The sequence below is a fragment of the Caballeronia pedi genome (genome assembly GCF_001544915.2).
Taxonomy (GTDB): Bacteria; Pseudomonadota; Gammaproteobacteria; order Burkholderiales; family Burkholderiaceae; genus Caballeronia; species Caballeronia pedi.
In genome coordinates this window covers 393,580-411,831 of record NZ_FCOE02000003.1, presented here as the reverse complement: position 1 = coordinate 411,831, position 18,252 = coordinate 393,580, and the positions used below count along the sequence as shown (strand labels likewise).

Annotated in this window: 10 protein-coding genes and 1 pseudogene; 6 read left to right on the top strand and 5 right to left on the bottom strand. The window is 57.1% G+C overall.

Annotated features, from left to right (window positions below):
• Positions 1-64 precede the first annotated feature (64 nt).
• The 5 genes from AWB80_RS06840 to AWB80_RS06820 all read left to right on the top strand — a co-directional run bounded on the left by AWB80_RS06840 (position 65) and on the right by AWB80_RS06820 (position 9,362).
• Positions 65-943, top strand: coding sequence for a prolipoprotein diacylglyceryl transferase (locus AWB80_RS06840; RefSeq protein WP_143327982.1), 879 nt, complete (start codon positions 65-67; stop codon positions 941-943).
• 112 nt (positions 944-1,055) lie between these two features.
• Complete coding sequence (locus tag AWB80_RS06835) at positions 1,056-3,293, top strand: type VI secretion system Vgr family protein (RefSeq protein ID WP_087131065.1); 2,238 nt, start codon at positions 1,056-1,058, stop codon at positions 3,291-3,293.
• An 11-nt stretch (positions 3,294-3,304) separates the two neighbouring features.
• A complete protein-coding gene (locus AWB80_RS06830; protein ID WP_208635616.1) occupies positions 3,305-4,660 on the top strand; it encodes a hypothetical protein in 1,356 nt (451 codons plus the stop codon).
• A 251-nt stretch (positions 4,661-4,911) separates the two neighbouring features.
• On the top strand, positions 4,912-9,036 hold the full coding sequence (locus tag AWB80_RS06825) for an RHS repeat-associated core domain-containing protein (protein ID WP_143327981.1): 4,125 nt from the start codon (positions 4,912-4,914) through the stop codon (positions 9,034-9,036).
• A gap of 2 nt (positions 9,037-9,038) precedes the next feature.
• Positions 9,039-9,362, top strand: coding sequence for a hypothetical protein (locus AWB80_RS06820; RefSeq protein WP_208635615.1), 324 nt, complete (start codon positions 9,039-9,041; stop codon positions 9,360-9,362).
• 37 nt (positions 9,363-9,399) lie between these two features.
• Here the strand turns inward: AWB80_RS06820 and AWB80_RS06815 are convergent, their stop codons facing one another.
• Together AWB80_RS06815 and AWB80_RS06810 are read right to left on the bottom strand one after the other, a co-directional pair.
• The gene (locus AWB80_RS06815) at positions 9,400-9,585 is read right to left on the bottom strand and encodes a SymE family type I addiction module toxin (RefSeq protein ID WP_087131063.1); all 186 of its coding nucleotides are present in this window, start codon (positions 9,583-9,585) and stop codon (positions 9,400-9,402) included.
• Between the two features lie 513 nt (positions 9,586-10,098).
• Positions 10,099-11,955: a TniQ family protein gene (locus tag AWB80_RS06810; RefSeq protein ID WP_087131062.1), complete on the bottom strand. Its 1,857-nt coding sequence runs from the start codon at positions 11,953-11,955 to the stop codon at positions 10,099-10,101.
• An 89-nt stretch (positions 11,956-12,044) separates the two neighbouring features.
• On the opposite strand from AWB80_RS06810, the gene AWB80_RS44835 reads away from it, so the two are divergent.
• Positions 12,045-12,695 (top strand): hypothetical protein, encoded by a 651-nt coding sequence (locus tag AWB80_RS44835; RefSeq protein ID WP_244206424.1) that lies wholly within the window; start codon positions 12,045-12,047, stop codon positions 12,693-12,695.
• Between the two features lie 156 nt (positions 12,696-12,851).
• Here the strand turns inward: AWB80_RS44835 and AWB80_RS45535 are convergent.
• The 3 genes and pseudogenes from AWB80_RS45535 to AWB80_RS06795 form a co-directional block, all read right to left on the bottom strand.
• Positions 12,852-13,349 (bottom strand): annotated as a pseudogene (locus tag AWB80_RS45535) (TniQ family protein); the annotation flags it as partial.
• Positions 13,350-14,417, bottom strand: a complete 1,068-nt coding sequence (locus tag AWB80_RS06800; RefSeq protein ID WP_061173864.1) for an ATP-binding protein — start codon at positions 14,415-14,417, stop codon at positions 13,350-13,352.
• A gap of 373 nt (positions 14,418-14,790) precedes the next feature.
• Complete coding sequence (locus AWB80_RS06795; RefSeq protein WP_061173863.1) at positions 14,791-17,739, bottom strand: DDE-type integrase/transposase/recombinase; 2,949 nt, start codon at positions 17,737-17,739, stop codon at positions 14,791-14,793.
• Positions 17,740-18,252: the final 513 nt, after the last annotated feature.

Below are 18,252 nucleotides of genomic sequence, written 5' to 3'. Positions count from 1 at the left end.
CAGGGTATGAGAAGCGCGACCTTTGCGCGTCCGCGCGATCGAGCAAATCAAGGAGAGCGAATCTATGTCGCATCTGAGACCGAGCAAATGGACCTATCATGCCGACATCAAGTACGGCATGAATGCGGATATCGTCATTGCATCCGGCGGGGAGATCACGCTGATCGACCCGAATGGAAAACGTCAGAGTCTTTATTTTGGCCGGTCGAGAATAGACGCGCCTGCGCACGGCGGCGTTGGGCGCGTTGCGTTGCCGCTCATGGTGCTGCCCCAGGATCTGCGGGGGACGCCGGTCGAGGTGAAGAAACCGAGTCCCGATGCCGCCGCCCGAAAAGCCGAGTCGTTGCTGCCGGGCGCCAAAAAGCTCGTCGACGGATTGACTGACTCGCTCAGCACGGCGATCGACGGCACCGTCGCTTCCGTCATTGGACAGGCCGCGCCGCAGCCGGCCACGGCGAAGGAGGCCGATACGGCCAACGCGAAAGCCGGTCTTCCCGAGAGAAACGAGGCAGCAGGCGAAAAGGTGAAGCAGGCCGTTCCAAGCGCCGATGACGATTCAAAGGTCGAGAAGCCGGCAGCAGATGCAAACGAGAAGGGAAAGGCAAAGGCCGACGAAGCAAAAGACGAGATCACCGAAGCGCCGACGGCGCCGACCGTATTCATGACGGATGCTTTCTTCGGTCAGGAACTGAGCCTGACGGACTTTCGCGGCGGCGCGGTATTCGTGGACGCCCGAATGCGCCTCTTTCCAGATGCGGATGCATGTGCACTCTTGCTCGGCATCAACGTGTCCGAAATGATGATGGGCTTTTCATCGGCCGAGACATTCTGGATGACCGAGCGGGCCATCGCGCAAGCGCGCGTCGTGCTGCTCATGAGCAGCACGACCGTCGGATTGCATATCGACCCGCACATCGGCGTTTTGCCTGGCTATCTGAACTGAACCAGCCGCATAACTGCAAGCGCATCTCAAAAAGATTTTGCATAACTGATCGAATTTGGTGGCGTAACGAATCTGCCATCGATCTGTGAAGATTTATCGAGGGTTTCCCGTCATGATGAATGTGTTGACCAAGCGCACTGTGAGCATCAGTGGAGCGGCGTTGCCGAACGGACCAACGGGCGAGCCCGCACTGCAGGTGCGGTCGCTGTCGGGTACGGAGGCGCTGTCGAGTATCTACAAGTACACGATCGATTGCTGTACGCCGCTCGAGTCGGTCATGCCGGCCGAAGCCGCCGCCAATCTCGATCTCACAGCCATGATCGGCAAGGAACTGACCATCAACGTCCAGTTGGAGGAAATGGGCAGCTTCATGCCGGGCGTCGCGGGCAAGCGCGAGATCAGCGGGATCGTCACCGCCGCACGCTACGTCGGCCAACTGGAACGGCAGAGCCGGTATCAGCTGGAGCTTGAACCCTGGATTTCGCTGGCCGATCAGCGTTCCGATTTTCGGATATTCCAGCGCAAAACGGTCGTGGAGATCATCGAAGAGGTCTTCGGGAATTACATGTACTCGTATGAGTTGCGGCTCAGCGAGACGTATCCGGTGCTGGATTATCAGGTCCAATACGGCGAGACGGATTTCCGTTTCATCCAGCGCCTGATGGCCGAACATGGGATCTACTGGTTCTTCGAGCATGCCGATGGCTTCCACCGCATGGTGCTGGTCGATCAGCTCGGCGCGCACAAGCCGGTCAAGAGCCCTGCTTATCAGACGCTGTGGTACGTGCAGCCAGGACGCCGGAGCGATCGTGAGCACATCAGTCGTTTCGACATGTCTGGCATGCTCAAGACGGGGCGTGTGACCACGAACGACTACGACTTCAAGAAGCCCACGGCGCCGCTGATTGCCCAGAACGACTTGCCCCGCAACACCGCGCACAACGACTTCGAGCGCTACGAATGGCCTGGCGACTATACGGAATCCTCTCAAGGCGAGCAGATCGCCCGGTTGCGCATGGAGGAACTTCGCGCGCAGGCGGAGCGCGCGAGCGGCGGCGGCAACGTGCGTGACATCGAATGCGGCACGACCTTCAGTCTGGAGGGCTATCCGCACGAAGCGGCGAATCAGGAGTATCTGGTGATCTCGGCGACCTTTGCCGCATCCGAAGCGGAGGATTCGACGGGCTCCGGCAAGCATCGCCTGTATAGCGACTTCATCGTTCAGCCGGCGACAACGGTGTATCGCCCGTTGCGCAGCCCCTATTCGAAACCCCGCACGAACGGCCCGCAAACCGCAACGGTGACGGGGCCGGCCGGACAGGAAATCTGGACCGACCAGTACGGCCGCGTGAAGCTGAGCTTCCGATGGGATCGCTCGGGCGTGAAGGACCAGAACTCCTCGTGCTGGGTGCGCGTGTCTTACCCCTGGGCGGGCGGCGGCTTCGGCGGGGTCAATATCCCGCGGGTGGGGACCGAGGTGATCGTCGATTTCGAGAGCGGCGATCCGGACCGGCCGATCGTGGTCGGGCGTCTGTACAACGCCGAGACAATGCCGCCGTGGGATCTGCCAGGCAATGCAACGCAGAGCGGGATGCTGTCGCGATCCATGAAGGGCAGCGCGGAGACCGCCAACGGCTTGCGCTTCGAGGACAAGCAAGGCGCGGAGGAAGTCTGGCTGCAAGCGCAGAAAGACATGAACACGACCGTCAAGAACAACGAGGCACACACGGTCAATGTGAACCGCATCAAGTCGATCGGCGGTACCGAAACGACGACCGTCGCCGGCACACGAACGGAAACGGTCACGGGCGACGAAACGATCACGCTCAATTCGAATCGCAAGCGGGCCGTCACGAAGAACGACACGCTGACCATCGGCGGGGATCAGGACACCACCATCACCGGCAAACAGACGCATACGGTCGAGAAGGACCGCGAGGCGAAAGTGGTCGGAAACGACACCTTCACGGTCGAGCAGACGCGCACCGCCACGGTGATTGGCACGGAAGAGGAGACCGTTCACGGGGACAAGACGACAACGCTGCTGAGCAATCACACGCAGAAAGTGACCGGTCATCAGTATGTGAAGGTTGACGACAGTCAGGCAGTCGAGGTCGTCGGAACGATACGCACGACGGCCACTGATGAAATCAAGCTGGAGTGTGGCAAGTCGAGCATCACGATGAAGTCCGATGGCACGATCGAGATCAAGGGCGTGAAGATTCTGTCGCAAGGTGCGGACAGTCACGCGATCGTCGGGTCGACAGTAACCGTCGACGGCAAGACGCTGACCAGTACCGCGAAGGGCGAGCATACGGTGAGCGGAGCCACGCTCAAACTGAACCCCTGACGGCGTCGCTCATGCAGAACTGGCAACCCACCAACCCGGTCGAGCGCCGCATGATGGCCGCGCACGAAGACTGGCTCGCCTTCGCAAACGACAAATCCGCGCGCTTGCTGTACTGGCACGCGAACGAAGCCGACGCCGAATTGCTGAAGGTGTTCTTTCAGACGCAGCGCGAGATGTCGAACGCCGTGCTCGAACTGAACTCACCGTTCGAAGACGCCGATCGATATCCGGCTGCGCTCGCCGAGGAAATCATCGCGTTCTACGATACGCGGCGTGAAGGTTCCGCACGCACGGGTATCGTCGCGGACTGGAAGCCGCCCGCGCGGAATCATGCCCACGCGGCACAACACCTGTTTGCGGTCTTGAACAGCCTGATGCTCCATCATCCCGACGTGTTTCCGGGCATGGTGCTCGTGCTCGCGCCAGCGCGCAACGACAAGCCCAAGGCGTTCGAGGCATGTCTCGACAAACTGCTGAACCTGCTCAACGGACCTTACGCCGGATTGTCACGTCGCCTCCGGCTGGTCCTGATGGGCACCGATCCGAATGCATTTGGCGGGCTCGCGAAACAGCGGCCCGATGCCGTCCGTCGAACCGACGGCCGCTATCAGATGCAGGCATTGCCGCGTGAGCTGGCCGCGCAATCGGGCGAGCGCGGCGCGACGGGACAGTTTCGCAGACTCTTCGTCGAACTCTCGGAGAGCCTGGGTCACAACGACCCGGCTCGCCTGGAGCGCCTGCGCGCATCGGCGCTCGGCGTGAGCGACGCCAAGCAATGGTTCGATCAGAGCGCGACCGTGCATCTGCTCGCCGGGGCGGCGTACCTCAAATGGGGCTCGGCGGATCTCGCACTCAGCGCGTATCGAGACGCCACGGCATCTGCGCAACAGGCGCGCGAAGCATCGCACCCTGCGGGCAACAAGCTCGTCGTGAATGGATTGTTCGGTGAAGCGAGCGTGCAGATCACGCGCGAGCGCTATCTGGACGCCGCGCGTTGCTATGCGAAAGCCGCGGAATTCGCGCGGGTGGACAAGGACAGCATCCTGCTGGTCGAGGCGCACCGCATGCGGGCATGGTGTCTGGACCGCGCGCGCGAGCGCGATGCGGCGCTCGACGCTGGTTTCCTTGCGCTCGGAGCCGGCCAGAGCATGGAGCCGGCACTGCGGGCAAACAGCAATCTGCAACTGGTCGTGAGCTGGATGCTCGAGCGCATCGGTTGGCTGCATGTGCGGCGCGGCGAACTGGAACGCGCGCTAGAGGCGCTGTATGGCCCCGACTGGAAAGAAACGTCGAAGCCGCTTTCGCCGAATGATGTCTCCGCCCAATTGATCGCAAACAACAACATGGAAGAGGGCAACGCATCATGACGATGTTGGCTGTGAACCACCTGACGCCGGTGGTCGGCATCGATGTCCATATGGTGAACGCGCCTGCGCCGACTCCGCTGCCGCATCCGCACGTGGGGATGGTGCTGGATCTGCGCGAATATTTGAATGCGGCGATGGCGGTCATCGGCAGCATCGTGTTCAGCTTCGTGGAAGAGCAGGCCGAGGCGTTCGTACAAGCGCACGAGCAGCAGATCGCGGACGTGATGAACAGCGATGTCGTGAAGTCGGGCATGGGCGCGATGAACGCTGTCATGAACAACGACGCCGTCAAGACCGGCATGGGCGCGCTGAACAAGCTCAACGCGCTCCAGCAGAAAGCCAGCGACGCCCTTGGCGGCAACGTGGGCAAGGGCGGAGGCGGTGCGCCGATCTTCATCAATGGAATGTTGCGCGCCACCGCAGGCACGCACACGTTCCATGTTCCGGGACTGCATTTTCCTTTGGGGGCGGGCTTTACTGGGCCGGATGCGGCAGGGCCGTCGCAGGACTCGGAGTCGTTCATGGGCAGCCGCACCGTGCTGGCCAATGGCGATCCAATGTCTTTCCTCGCGCTGCCCGCGCTCAGTTGCTGGTTTGCCGGCATGATGCCGATGTCGCATAACAGCGCGCACACCGACCGCAAGATGTTGTCCTTGCCCACGTCGGTGATGCTGCCGATTCCGGCCGAGCGTCCGGTTCTCGTGGGCGGACCGCCGGTCATGAACATGTTGGCGGTTGCCGCCGCCCTGTTCAAGGCGTTCCGGGGCTCGAAGCTCGCTAAGAAGCTGTTCAAGAATTTTCCGTCGGGTTTCATCAAGTGCGTGATTTTCGACGCGGAACCGGTCAATTCGATCACCGGTGAAGTGGTCGTGCAGCAGAACGACTTCACGGTCGAGGGGCGCCTGCCGCTCGTGTGGGATCGTTACTACGCGAGCCACGACGACTTTGCGGGCGCGCTGGGGCACGGATGGCGCAGTCCGGCAGACATCCGCCTGGAACTGGTGCGCGATGGCGATCAGTTCAGCGCAGCGGTCCACTTTGCGGATCACGCCACGGCCTTCGATGAATTGCCGCAAGAAACCGGATGGTCGGCGCGGCTGTACGACCGTCAGCATGGTCACGCCCTATTTATTGAGGATGACGAAATTGTAGTCAGAACGCGTTCAGGTCTCGAATTCGCGTTCGCGCTGTCCCGGCAATGGCGCGAGCGCGTGCCGTCGATCGTGCAGGGCCGCACCCTCGGCCTGGCGCTTAGCCGCCTGTCGGACCTGAACGGAAACGCGTGGCGTATCGACCGACACATCGAGCCGCGTGACGGCGGGTTGTCGATCCGGTTCATCGAGGAGTGCGGCAATCGGCCGACGGGTCGCGAGGTGCGTGCGACGCCCGGCAGCGTGAAGGGTTGTCTCGGCGCGGTGAGCCTGCGCGATGCGCAAGGAAGCGTTCATCCACTGGCGACCTACAGGCAGGACGAGCGAGGCGATCTGAGCGCGGTGTTCGACGCACACGACGTGCCGTACCGCTTCGAATATGCGAGACAGCACCAGATGGTGCGTCACACGGACCGCAACGGCCTGTCGTTTCACTACAGCCACAGGTTTCACGATGACGGACTCTGGCGAGTCGATCATGCATGGGGCGATGGCGGTTTGTACGACTATCGCTTCGAGTACGATCTCGCGCATCTCGAGACTCGCTTCACCGATTCGCTCGGCCACCGCACGGTGCTGCAGTACAACGATCAGCAATGGCCGGTTGCGCGCATCGACGGGCTGGGCGGCGTGCGCAGCTACCAGTACGACGGTCAGGGACGCACCATCGCGGAAGTCGACCCCGGCGGCAACACGACCCATTGGGAGTACGACGCGTATGGCAACCTGCTTGCCCATCGGCTGCCGGATCGGACGGTGGTGGAGACGGAATACGACGCGCAGCATCGTCCGGTGTCGATCACGGATCCCGAGGGCGGCCAGTGGCGGCAGACCTGGGACGCGCACGGCAATCTGATCCGGCAGACGACGCCCTCGGGCCTCGCGACGGCCTTCACGTACGATGCGCACGGCCAGCTCAGGCAAGTCACCGATGCCGCCCAGCGCGCCTCGACGCTCGATTACGACGAGCGTGGATTCTTGTCGAGTCTGACAGATGCCTTGGGCCGAATCACGCGGTTCTTGCACGATGCGCGCGGGAATCTGCTGCGGCGTGAATCGCCGGGCGAGGAAGCGACGCGCTACACCTGGGACGCCAAGGATCGCTTGCTCGCGTGTGAGCTTCCGGGCGAGCGGCGCGTGCGCTGCGAGTACGACCGTGAGGACAACCTGGTCGGCTACACGGATGAAGCGGGTCACGTCACGCGTTTCGACTACTACGGGCAGGGGCAGTTGCACACGCGCACGGACCCGGACGGAAGCGTCACGCGCTATCACTACGACACCGAAGAACAACTCATCGGCGTGAGCAATCCGCTGGGTCAGACGTGGCAGCTCAAGCGCGATGCGGCGGGGCGCTTGATCGAGGAGATCGATTATTACGGGCAGTCGCGCCGCTATGCGTACGATCCGGCGGGATATCTGACGGGTACGACCGATCCGCTGGGCAAGGTGCTGGCGATAGCGTGCGATGCGCTGGGTCGCATCACGCATCGAAGCGCGGGGAATGGGGCGCTCGAGGCGTACGCGTACAACCGTCGCGGCCAACTGGTCGAAGCGCGCAATGAGCATGGCGTGGTGGAGCGCACGTACGATATCGACGGTCGCATCACCGGTGAGACGCAGCGGCAGGGCGACATGCTCGGCACGCTGAGGTACGAGTACGATGCGGCGGGGCAACTGAGCACGCAGCGGCGCGAACTGCGCGCATCGACGAGCGAGGATGCGTACCGTCAGACGCTGACATACGGCTACGACGGATTGGGCCAGACGCAGACACTCAAGATCGGCGAACATGAGGCGGTCCGTTTTACTCATGACATGGCGGGCCGCCTGAGCGCGCTGAAGTTCACGGCACAGTTCGATCAGGTGTACGAGTACGATCGCGCGGGACACCTTGCGCGTCAGGCGGTGCGTTCTGCGGGACGGCGCGAGGCACAGGTTGCCTACGCGTACGACGTCAGCGGGAATCTGGTGACGCGCAGCGATAGCCGGCTCGGCGTGGATCGGTATCGCTATGATCCGCTGGGGCGAATCATTGCGCATACGGACCCGGCAGAGCGCTTGCGTCACTTCGTGTACGACGCGCAGGGCGATCGGTTCCGGACGGTGCGCGAGGACAAGGATGGGCGCGAACTGCGTCAGGCCGATGGCGCGCATTGGTGGCTGGATGCGGCGGGACAACTCACGGAGCGTCACGATCGTCAGTTAGGGGTGCAGCGTTTCGAGTGGGATGCGTTTGGGCGCCTGTCGCGGTTCGAAAACACGTCCAACGAGCGCTGGACGTATCGGTATGATGCGTTGGGACGGCGTATCGGCAAGCTGGCGTCGGGGGTGCGTGGCTCGGGAATGACGCATCGCGAAGAGGGATCGCAGACGTGGTTCCTGTGGGACGGCGATGTGATGGTGGGGGAGGTGCGTGAACCAGCGCCTTCTGCGCCGCAAGCGCGGTTCTATGCGTATCATGGCGACTCGTTCGAGCCGCTCGCGATGCAACGGTTCGAGTTGGAAACGGACGCAGCGGGTGGCACACGGATCGTCGAAACTGGCTTATTCTTTTATGAGAATGAGCCGAACGGGGCGCCGGTGCGGTTGCGTGATGCGCAAGGCGATGTGGTCTGGGAGGCGCATTATGGTGTAACGGGCGGGGTCGATTGGCTGGAGGCGCGGCGGGTTGATCAGCCGATTCGTCTCCAAGGTCAATACGCGGACGACGAATCGGGGCTGAATTACAATCGCTTCAGATACTTCGATCCCAACACCGGGCAGTTCGTTTCGCAAGATCCGATTGGGTTGGTTGGTGGTGGCAATCCGTATCAATTTGCTCCCAACGTGTTCGGCTGGACCGATCCGGCAGGATTGGCTAAAAAGAAAAAACACACCGGTTTTGCGTATAGAGCGCTCACAGGAAAACAGAAAGGTTGCGCACTAGAACAGCAACACATTCAACCTAAGGATGCCTCGGCAACATATTCTGTTCAAGAGCACGTTGAGAATGGAAGACTTAACACTCAACTGATTTCTCTTACAGAACTTGAGGAAAGAGCGGATTTCTATAATCAAAGCAATTGCAAAATTAAGATTGATTTATCTAAAATTCCGGATGATGAAATCGTGGACGTTCGAAAAGGTCAAGGTTTAATAGGCAAGGCATTCCGATTTGCGAGAAAAGATCGAGAGATAATTCTTAAAAACGGAATTCCTCCTGGCGCATATGAGGTTTTATAAAGATGGACACTCTAGCTAATCGTTTCGATGCTCTCGCTAATGAAATGAATGAATTTTATAGCTTAGAATTTTTGTCAGATTATGATGAGTATGAGAAAAATAAAAAGATAAAATCAAATATTATTCAGCTCATTATAGATGCAGAAAATTATGGCGACACCAGTATTCGTGAAGGTGCCGTTAACTTACTTTTTGATAATACAGGGTGTCAGGAGGATTTTGAAATCCTAGAGCAACTGTTTGCCCCGTTGTTCGCTAGCGGTATTCTTGATAAGAAATTGCTTGAAGATCGATTAAAGCAGTCGCCACTCTCTAGATGGAGCTAGAGCTATAAATAAGGGCCGCAAAATGCAGCCTCTCCATTCATTCAGCGGTAATCGCAAGCCGCCCGTGTTCGATGGCGATTTTTACGCGCTGTCCCGCGTTGAAGCCCGTCTGTTCAATCCACCTTCCAGCGAGCTTCATCCATGGAAAATGCGGTGGCTCGGTGCGCAGATGCGCTGGCTTGTGCCAGTTGCGCTGGAATCGCCGTGACTGCTGAGTGATCACGAAGCGCTCCGTAAGGAATGGGCCTACTTAAAACCGCTTCCGCTATTACGCTCCAAAGAGCGACAGTTCATTTCGCAGACCCGATTGGGTTAAACGCAATCAAGCGTTATTCTTCGCGGAATTACGTGGATTTATTTTAGATTTAAGTCCAATAATATATATTTTGCGATGACATTTTTAGTGAAAAGCGTCCCTGAGCAATAAAACTGGCGAATAGAATTTTTCGCCATTTCGCCCGCGGTAAGAGTGCGTGCGACGCCCGGCAGCGTGAAGGGTTGTCGCTTTCGACGCCGAATCTTCAGGCCAAGCGGATCAATCCATTCGAATATGGAACGGTCGGTTCGGTAAAAAGCCCGGCCTCAAATCGAAGAAAGGTATGCAGAATCAGAGTGCAAGTTCTACTGGGTGTGGCGGTGAGACTGAAGCCCACCTAACGCATTGTCATAGTGTGAAATAAAGCAAAAGGTGTCGCAATGGACAGCTATTGCTTTACTAAACAAAAAAAAGTTAGGGTTAGCCCGAATTTTTCCTTCGATGTCGACCTGGCTTGACCTTCACGAGGTTGGCGACTGGCAATCTCCCCCGCGGCTTGGCCGGTGGGCTGAGTTGATGCGCCCGCCACAGGAACTCGTCGTGCTGTCGAATAACAAGGCCAGTCCGTTCGAAGACGTCGCGGGCGACTCTTTCTCGGGAGGGGTACAACCCCCTGGACTGGACGCTGACAAACGACTTATGAAATTCTGAGAAGCGCTGTTCGGACCTCTCTTCCCTGTCGAGGCGTTGGACTTCAGCAAAGTGCCGAGCCATCTCAGAATAGGCTTCAGGAATCAGCGTCCTTAGAGCGGCCATGCTTACACCGAGAATTTCCGCTGCGGTTCTTACATCTTTGCATGTGCCAGCCCGAATCAGTTCGCGTACCTCTTGTGCAAATTCTTCGGGTGACCTCTTGGTCGGTGGGTTTCCAGGGCTAGTGCTGTTCGCCGCTAAAGGCGGTTTGCCGCGACGTGCAGCCACGGGACTAAGCGCATGTGCCCGCGCTAAGAAGTTATCGTAATAGGCAATCACAATGCCAGTTCGTTCAAACACATCCGCTGCGACCTTAGCGCGAGTGGGGTACTCGCCATTCTGCTGCAACCTCATAAATGAACGCAGGAACTCCGAGAAGCGCAGCTCTGAGCTTTCAAGGTCAAGCCGCGCTTGTGCTTCAGCGCAGTGTTCAACTAACGTCGCATATGCATCGGGCGCAGCGTCGCGTAGCTGGTACTTCGAGAAGCCAAGGCTTTCCGCCGCAGCCGTCACGTCCGTGCACTCCTGCGTCTGTAGCATCTCCAAAATCTTCGTGGACACGTGTTCGAGTTCGACTAAAACAACACGCTTGTTGTTAGGCTCCGGCGTTTGGTGTGAAGCCACGCTTTGAGCTTTGAGGATGAACTTGTTGCCAAACAGAACGTCCGTGATGCTGCACTCGAACACCCTTGCTATTCTTAACAATTCGGATAGCGACGGGCGAGCCGTGCCCGCCATCCACGCAAGAACTCTCCCTTCAGGCATGTCTAGTCGTTTCGCTTGCCGGGCCACCAGGCCTCCATCAATGCACTCGGCCGCGTAGCCTAGAAACCGCGATACCAGCGAATTCGACTCAAAAATTACGGACGCGTGGAGAACGTCATCAAGCAACTCAGCAACTAGCTTGGCGGTTTCAATCTTGTGCAGCGGAGCGGCAGTCGTGGTCTTAGACGCTAAGCTTCCTCCAGTCTGCTGCGACACACCGGGCAGCCGGCAATCCCGGAGATACTGCGCTCGCTCATGCTCGGGAACCTTCCGGAGCAGCGTGCCATGAAGTGGACATGCTTGAACGCAGCGGATGCACCAGAGCAATCGGTGGTATCTCGGACGATTTGCACCCTCGTCTTCGCGGTAGCACTCGGGGCAGTACAACTCGCCCGCGCTAAGCAAATTCCACGATGGAAGCAGTCTGCGGAGGGGAAGGAGCGTTCGTAGATGTAGGTCGTTTCGCAACAAGAGTCGCTCTAGAGCATTAGACCAGTGCGCTGCCACGACCCCGTTGCCGTTCATCAAGGCGAAGTAACGCCCGTCTCCTCGCTGAAGCCACTTTCGTCCTGGAGGTACAGCTAACGGGGCGATTAGCTGACGGGCAAGCGCGACAGGCGACATCAGGTGCGCAACGCTTGTTCGCTTGAATAGGCTGAACAGGTCCTCGTAATTGGCTCCGCAGAATCCCTCCGGGGCAACGTCAAACAAGGCAGAACGAGCAGGGGAGTCGTCCGGCCAGCCGCCAGGCACTAATTCGAAAGGCGCTTGTTCGCCAATATCCTTGAACGAATCCATACCAACTTCTTGAGTTGACATCACCTATCTGCTGCCACCAGCGTTCTTTCTTATACGTTCGTTGTACGACATACTGCTTCCCGATGCCGCAGTTGAGTTCCGCTAAGAACGTGGGCTCTCTGAAGAAACCTGTCTGTGAATCGCAACGCCACACCAGTACGTTTGAACACATCCTCGGCTACAAGTCGCCGCGACGGGTATACGCCACGGTCTTGAATATCTTTGAAAGACTGATAAAACAGGGAGAATCTGTAGTCTTCGTTCGCTACTCGACGATGAGTTCTCCTTCGGATACGACGCTGAACAAGCATCGCCCATCGGTCAGGCGCGAGCTTCTTCACACGCCTATGGTTGAGTCCAAGTCTACGCGCGATTTCGAAAGCAGACTCGTCGTCGTCTCTTTCGATGCTATCGTCGAGAGCTTGGATTATCTCTTCGTCGGTCATGGATTCAGACGCTCGTCGTGGCGTTTTTGGCGCTTGGTCATATCGCTCAATCTTTTTGAGGAAGACCTTGTTACCCAAGAGCACATCGGGCAGGGTGCATCCGCAGCAATGCGCTATAAGCGAGAGCCTAGGGAGAGACGGGAGATTCTTCCCAGTCATCCAGCCGTGAAGGCTGGATTTGGTTACGCCGATGTGATTCGCAAAATGCGCCGGAATCCTGTCGAACAGGAAATCAGTTGCGTACCACAGGAACGACGGAATGGCGCAGACGGAATCGCGAAATGCCTCAGGATTACGATGAACGTCATCGAGTAGGTCCGCTACAAGCTTCGCGATGCGAATTTTGACCGGCGGGGCTGGAACACTTGGCAATTCCGAAAGGCTCCGTCCTGTGGTCCTCGCTACGCCAGGCAGCCAGTATGGATAATTGCGACGACTTTCGATTTTTGCTTCCTCTTGCAAGAGTGTCCCATGGAGCGGGCAAGCTTCGACACACGTGATTGCCCAAAGCAGCCGATGATACTTTGGTCTCTTCGTCCGTTCGTCATCTCTGAAGCAATCGGGGCAAAATCTTTCTCGCCGACATAACAATCCCTTATAAGGAATTAAATGCCGCAATGGAAACAGTGTATGCAGGTAAAGGTCGTTGCGCAGCGTAAGCTGCGACAGCGCGACCAACCAACGCTCGGTGAGCTTCCCAACGCCGTTCATCACTGAGAGCGACCATTCTTCGGCGTAGTGCGAGGCACTATTCTTCGAAGGTCCGAAGAGGGGTGTCACCGACCTGTTCGCCAGCGTAAATGGCCGCATCAAATGTGCAGCGCTCGTACGGCGAAAAACGCTGTAGAGGCTTTCGAAGCTTGCTCCGCAGACCCCCTCCGGCTCAACGTCAAAAAGCGCAGAGCGCGGGGGATAACCTTCGGGCCATCCCCCGGGTAAGCACGCTGAGCCATTTTCCTCGCCGGGCATTTACTTACCTCGTTGTCGTTCCGATTCTTGCGACTGTTCAGCCAGAATTCGGCTTAGAATGATATCTTCGGAATTATAGTTATGCTTATCTCCAGACCTCAGAAATCTTTCAATCTTCATTTCTCCAATAAGTGTTTCTTTAAGTAACTGGTCATGTGCCTCGTCCGATGGCATCGATAGTCTTAAATAGCGGTCGTCCCACCGTGGAAATCGAGCCTCATTACAACGACTGCAGGCTTCGAAAAGGATGTTCACAGTTAAGCCGGGTAGCCCGATGCTCGACTCGAACAGGTATTGTTGATGCTCCTCGACATCTACCTCGAAGCGAAAGGGCAGTAGAGGAAGGATGCTGGCAACAAATTTGCAGTATTCTTTATAGTCGTCGTTGTTGGCCTTGTATCTAGGGTACTCCAGGACAATGACGCGGCGCGCCAAGGCACCACTTGCTACTGCAATTCTTTCGCATCCGTAATTGCCCAGAAGCAACAGATTGAACCCCGAACGATTTGCCAACGATTTAAAGAACTCACCGTAGTAGAACGGCTCTGTTGATGATGCTGTGAGGTAGATGATTTCGTCGAGGATGAGGTGGCGGAGGCCACGGTAGTTTAGGGCCGCTTCGAAGAACAGCTTCGCCTGTTTGAGCATGTCGAAAGATTGCGTGTCAGTCTGTTCAACGGTGTAGCCGTCAAGCGGGCTTGGCGCCCTAAGTGCTCTGCAGAGGCGGCTGTATAAAAGTGTCCAGTTGAGTTCCCGATTCTTTTGCGGTGTGTCGAGCGTCGCCATGGTAGCCGGAATGAATGAGCGGCTATGATGAATTTGGGCGGCATATCGCCTGAGAAGTTCTCTCAATTGGAACCGGCCAAACGTGGTCTTTCCAGCACCGGGCGGCCCGACAACCATAACGATGGCCAACCCCGTTCCCGCAGTCAAGCAGGTTTTCGCTTCGCTATCTACCCGGTCGAAATTTCGGTGCGGAACGTAAATCTCACGCATGTAGGCTTCTTTGTCCTGAGGTGAGCCCGCTATCGCCCTTTCACGCGCTGCAGCTTGGTCTGACGTAAGCATTTGACGCCTCCTCAACCTTCCAGCGAGGTCAAGAGTTCAAGTCGTTTTTCAGTCGCCCATCTTGAGTCTTCGCGGCTTATCGGAATTGCAGGTGGACTGGCTGGCTCGTCTAGAGACTTTCGTCATCGACGGCGCTTCACACCGGCACGAACCGGTGATTTGCCAATTCCCGACGGTCCAAAAACTAGACTGAGTGCTTGCCTTGTGCCGGCAGCCATGCACTTCATGGCCTCATCGTCCAAAGCGACAAACGTGCTATGCGGAACATACAGCGTTTGCATGTAGGCACCCCTGTCGTCAGGGTATCCCGCAATCGCCCTATCACGTACGGCAAATTGCTTCGAGGGAACCATTTCCTCACCTCCTAAATCTCTCAAAGAGGGTCGCGAGTTTTAATAGTTTTGAAGTCGACCATCTCGAATCTTCTCGGCTTTTCGTCGGATTTGCAAGTACCTTGGCCCGGCTCCGCTCGTGAGACTTTGGCAGACGTAGGCGCAACATACTTGTGCTCCTCCATCGCGCGCATCAGTGTGAGTTGGGCCGGCGACGTGATGACGTCCTTCTCTTCTGTCGGTCGACTCACTATCGCGGCAAGTCCGTACGGCTTATAGAAATCTTGGCTCACGCCAGTCGCCTCAGCCGCTGGCGTCATCGACTCCTCCAAGACCTCCGAAAGGACTGCGTCAAACTCGGCCGTCGGTGCAGATTTGAGGCGTAAGCGGACTTTATAGAGCGCAAAGCGCAACTCAATCTGCGTGAGAGCTCGGAACTGCATGAGCAATGCAGAGATGCACCGGCACCAATCGCCGTTCGGCAACACCGCGTACACAACGCTTACGTCCCATGGGTCTTGGTATACCTCGACCTTGCGACCCTTGTACTGGGCTGCCTTGAACTCGTCTGCCCAGTACCAGAATCGTCCTACGTGCACCCCCATCCGGGAGTCAATCGTGCGAGTACCGTTGTTACCATAAACCGGAATGAGCGATTGCAACTTGAACTGCATATTGTAGGCACAGAGGCGTTCGGGTCTCCGCCCCATGCTGCCGAAGAGTCCGTTGGCATACTGCTCAGGAGTGAAGTCATGAGCGGGATGAATGGTTTCACGGTTGTACTGCCGGAAGAAGTAGTGCTCGAGCAGGCAATGCAATTCAACGAAACTCAAATGGTCGGCCCGGATAGGGTCCACAGACTTGGTCAACTCTCTGACGTGCTTCAGCGCCTTCGTATTTCCGACTAGCTCGTGTATGAGTTCTGTGTTGGTTCTGCCGAAGAGCCTCTCGATGACCGCCCCGAATCGTGCTTCATGCGCAGGTCTGTACTCCACATGGATACCGTTGAGCAAGCAAAGCTTGCGAAAAGCCCATGCTCGGAATTCGACCCCGTTGTCGACGACAATAATGTCCGGAACTCTTCGATGGATGGCGACCATGGCACGAATCGCCATCATGCAGCTCACAGAACTGGGGTGATGACTCGCGAGATACATCGCCAAGACTTCTCTCGTTGTCTCGTCCATAACAACCGTCAGCCACGGGCGCAACTTGTAGTATCGACCACCGTAACCTTGTACCTTGATGATAATATCTAGCTGCGTGTGGTCGATATGAACGCGATGGAACGGCCAGCCACCATGGACCCTGTCATTTCGGTAGAGATACCAAACGGCCGGCTCAAGAGAGTAGGCGCGGCGCGCACCTTCGGTATCCTTTATGTTCCGGAATTCGACCGCGTGTTTATAGAAGGTCGGTCTAGAGCATAGCTTAATATCTCTCTCTCCGGCGAGTCGCAGGAATGTGTCGAACAGGCTGCTGGTCAGCGGGTTGATAGGGTTATTCGCCCCTTGAACTATTTCCGCAATCAACGACAGGGTTTGGGTTGAAACCTGTGGTCCCCTTCCAGGTCTCCTTCCCGGCACAAGTGCCAAGATTTGCTGGCTATGAGATTCTCCCGCGTCACGCATCAATTTCATCCAGCGCTGAATTGTTCGTGAGCTTTGTACATGTTGAGGTTCTGGCTGCTGGCCAGCTCTTGCTTGGAGAATCGACTGGACTAGCTCAAATCGACAATTCGCCTCGTCGACATCCTTGTCGCGAATGTATCGACATGCAGCCAAAAGCTCGCGTGTAGTCTTGATGGATGACAGAAGGTTGATGTCGCCGTGGTAGAAGCCGTTTTTGAACTGCGTGTCGGAGAGCTCTTCGAAGATGGTCGAAGCCGTATTTCGGTAGAAAATCTTCCCAAACGGCATGGCCGTGATTACGAATGTGTCTGGCTGCCCCCGAAACGCAAATTCGGTCCCTACATCAACAACCATCTCTACATACTCGCACGTCGTGTGGGGAGGAGGGCGCTGCAGTTTCAAGAGTTCAAGTTGCTTCGCGGACGAGCAGACAATTGCGCTGCCAGGGTTGGTGAGGTCTTCTGTATCGAGGTCGATGAAAAGACGCTGGTCTGCTATTGCCGCAACCACGTCGTCGACCGTGAATTGACCCTGTGGTGCTGGCAGCTCGACGTCTTCCCACCAAGGCGCGTTGTGGTGGTATGCATGCGAGTTCAGTTCCAAGACGCTCATCATCCCCCGCCGTCCCACGATTTTCTGAATGGCCTGCACCGAATCCTCCCTCAGCGGCATCGAGTTCGGTTTGAGATATGCCCACAATCGTTGTATATTCGAATGAAAGAGGCTTCGGTGGTCTTCTGATGACCTGACACAATACGTGATACCTAATTCCCTGAAGTACGCCTCCCTCTCAGGGCAGTGCCAGGTTCCATCGAGTTTGACGAACCGGTTCGAGTACCTCTTGGAGAAGTTGACGAGTTCCTCCTCCGTTTTCCATTCCTCCACGAGGGGCCCATAAAGCGTCAATCGAAGGATGTCCGGGGTATAGGGAACAGTGTGCACGTACTCCGTTTGAGTGCCATCCTTACGCCGTCGCGTGATGAGCATTGGTATCTCGACTTGCATTGGCTGGCAATAAATCTCGCGAGTAACACCGTCAAAGTCGGCGCGAACCACAGCGGGAAATTCGACCCTTCCGCTTTCTGTAAGTAGCACGCGTTTCATTTTGCGAGAAACGTAGAGGCCCCTGACGTTTCCTCCGTGCATTCCTTTAGGACTTCTCGTTGGTGCCTTAATCCGAGATTCGAGTATGTAGGTACGTCCTCGCGGCGGCGTTCCCCACGCTTCAAAGGCTTCGAAGAGCTCGTTCTCGTTCAGGAAAGGATGGGCGCTTCCCAGTTGATGTTCAACTGCCCACTTAATCTCATTTTGCTGGTACTTGGAGAGGGGTAGCACCGTAACAGGTAGCTCGAAGCTCATGTTGCACCTCGTGGAAGTGAGGTTTGTGAAGTAGTGTCGTCAATGACGAATGAAGCTCTTGAGCACGCGTGACCCTTCGAAGTCATGGCGCGTTACAGGCCGCAGTCTAAGGTCGACGTTAGTCAACTTCGGCATCCGCTCTGCATAGTGACTGATATGACACGGGGCGCGCAGACTCGTACGTGGGCGTGTACATTCAGTTCTTCCGACACTCGAGAGGTTGGGTCCGTAGTCAGCAATGCGCAATTTGTGCGACCAGTGATTGCTTGACCGTGACCCGTAATACTGGCGTTTGCGATTCATGTTTCCCCCAAGAGAGGAGCAAAGAAGAGCTGCCGTTGCCACGCTATCGCTTGCGGGGCGAGAGTCATTGAGGGATGAGTGTTATGGAGGAATTTATTCTGATTGACTAGGCGCTCGCTGCACGGGCCATTGTACGACTCGATAGAAAGAGCAGGAGCCGGCCAAGATGGCCGAGTAAGCCGGGTAGATGTTGCGTTGCACGTCGTGCGA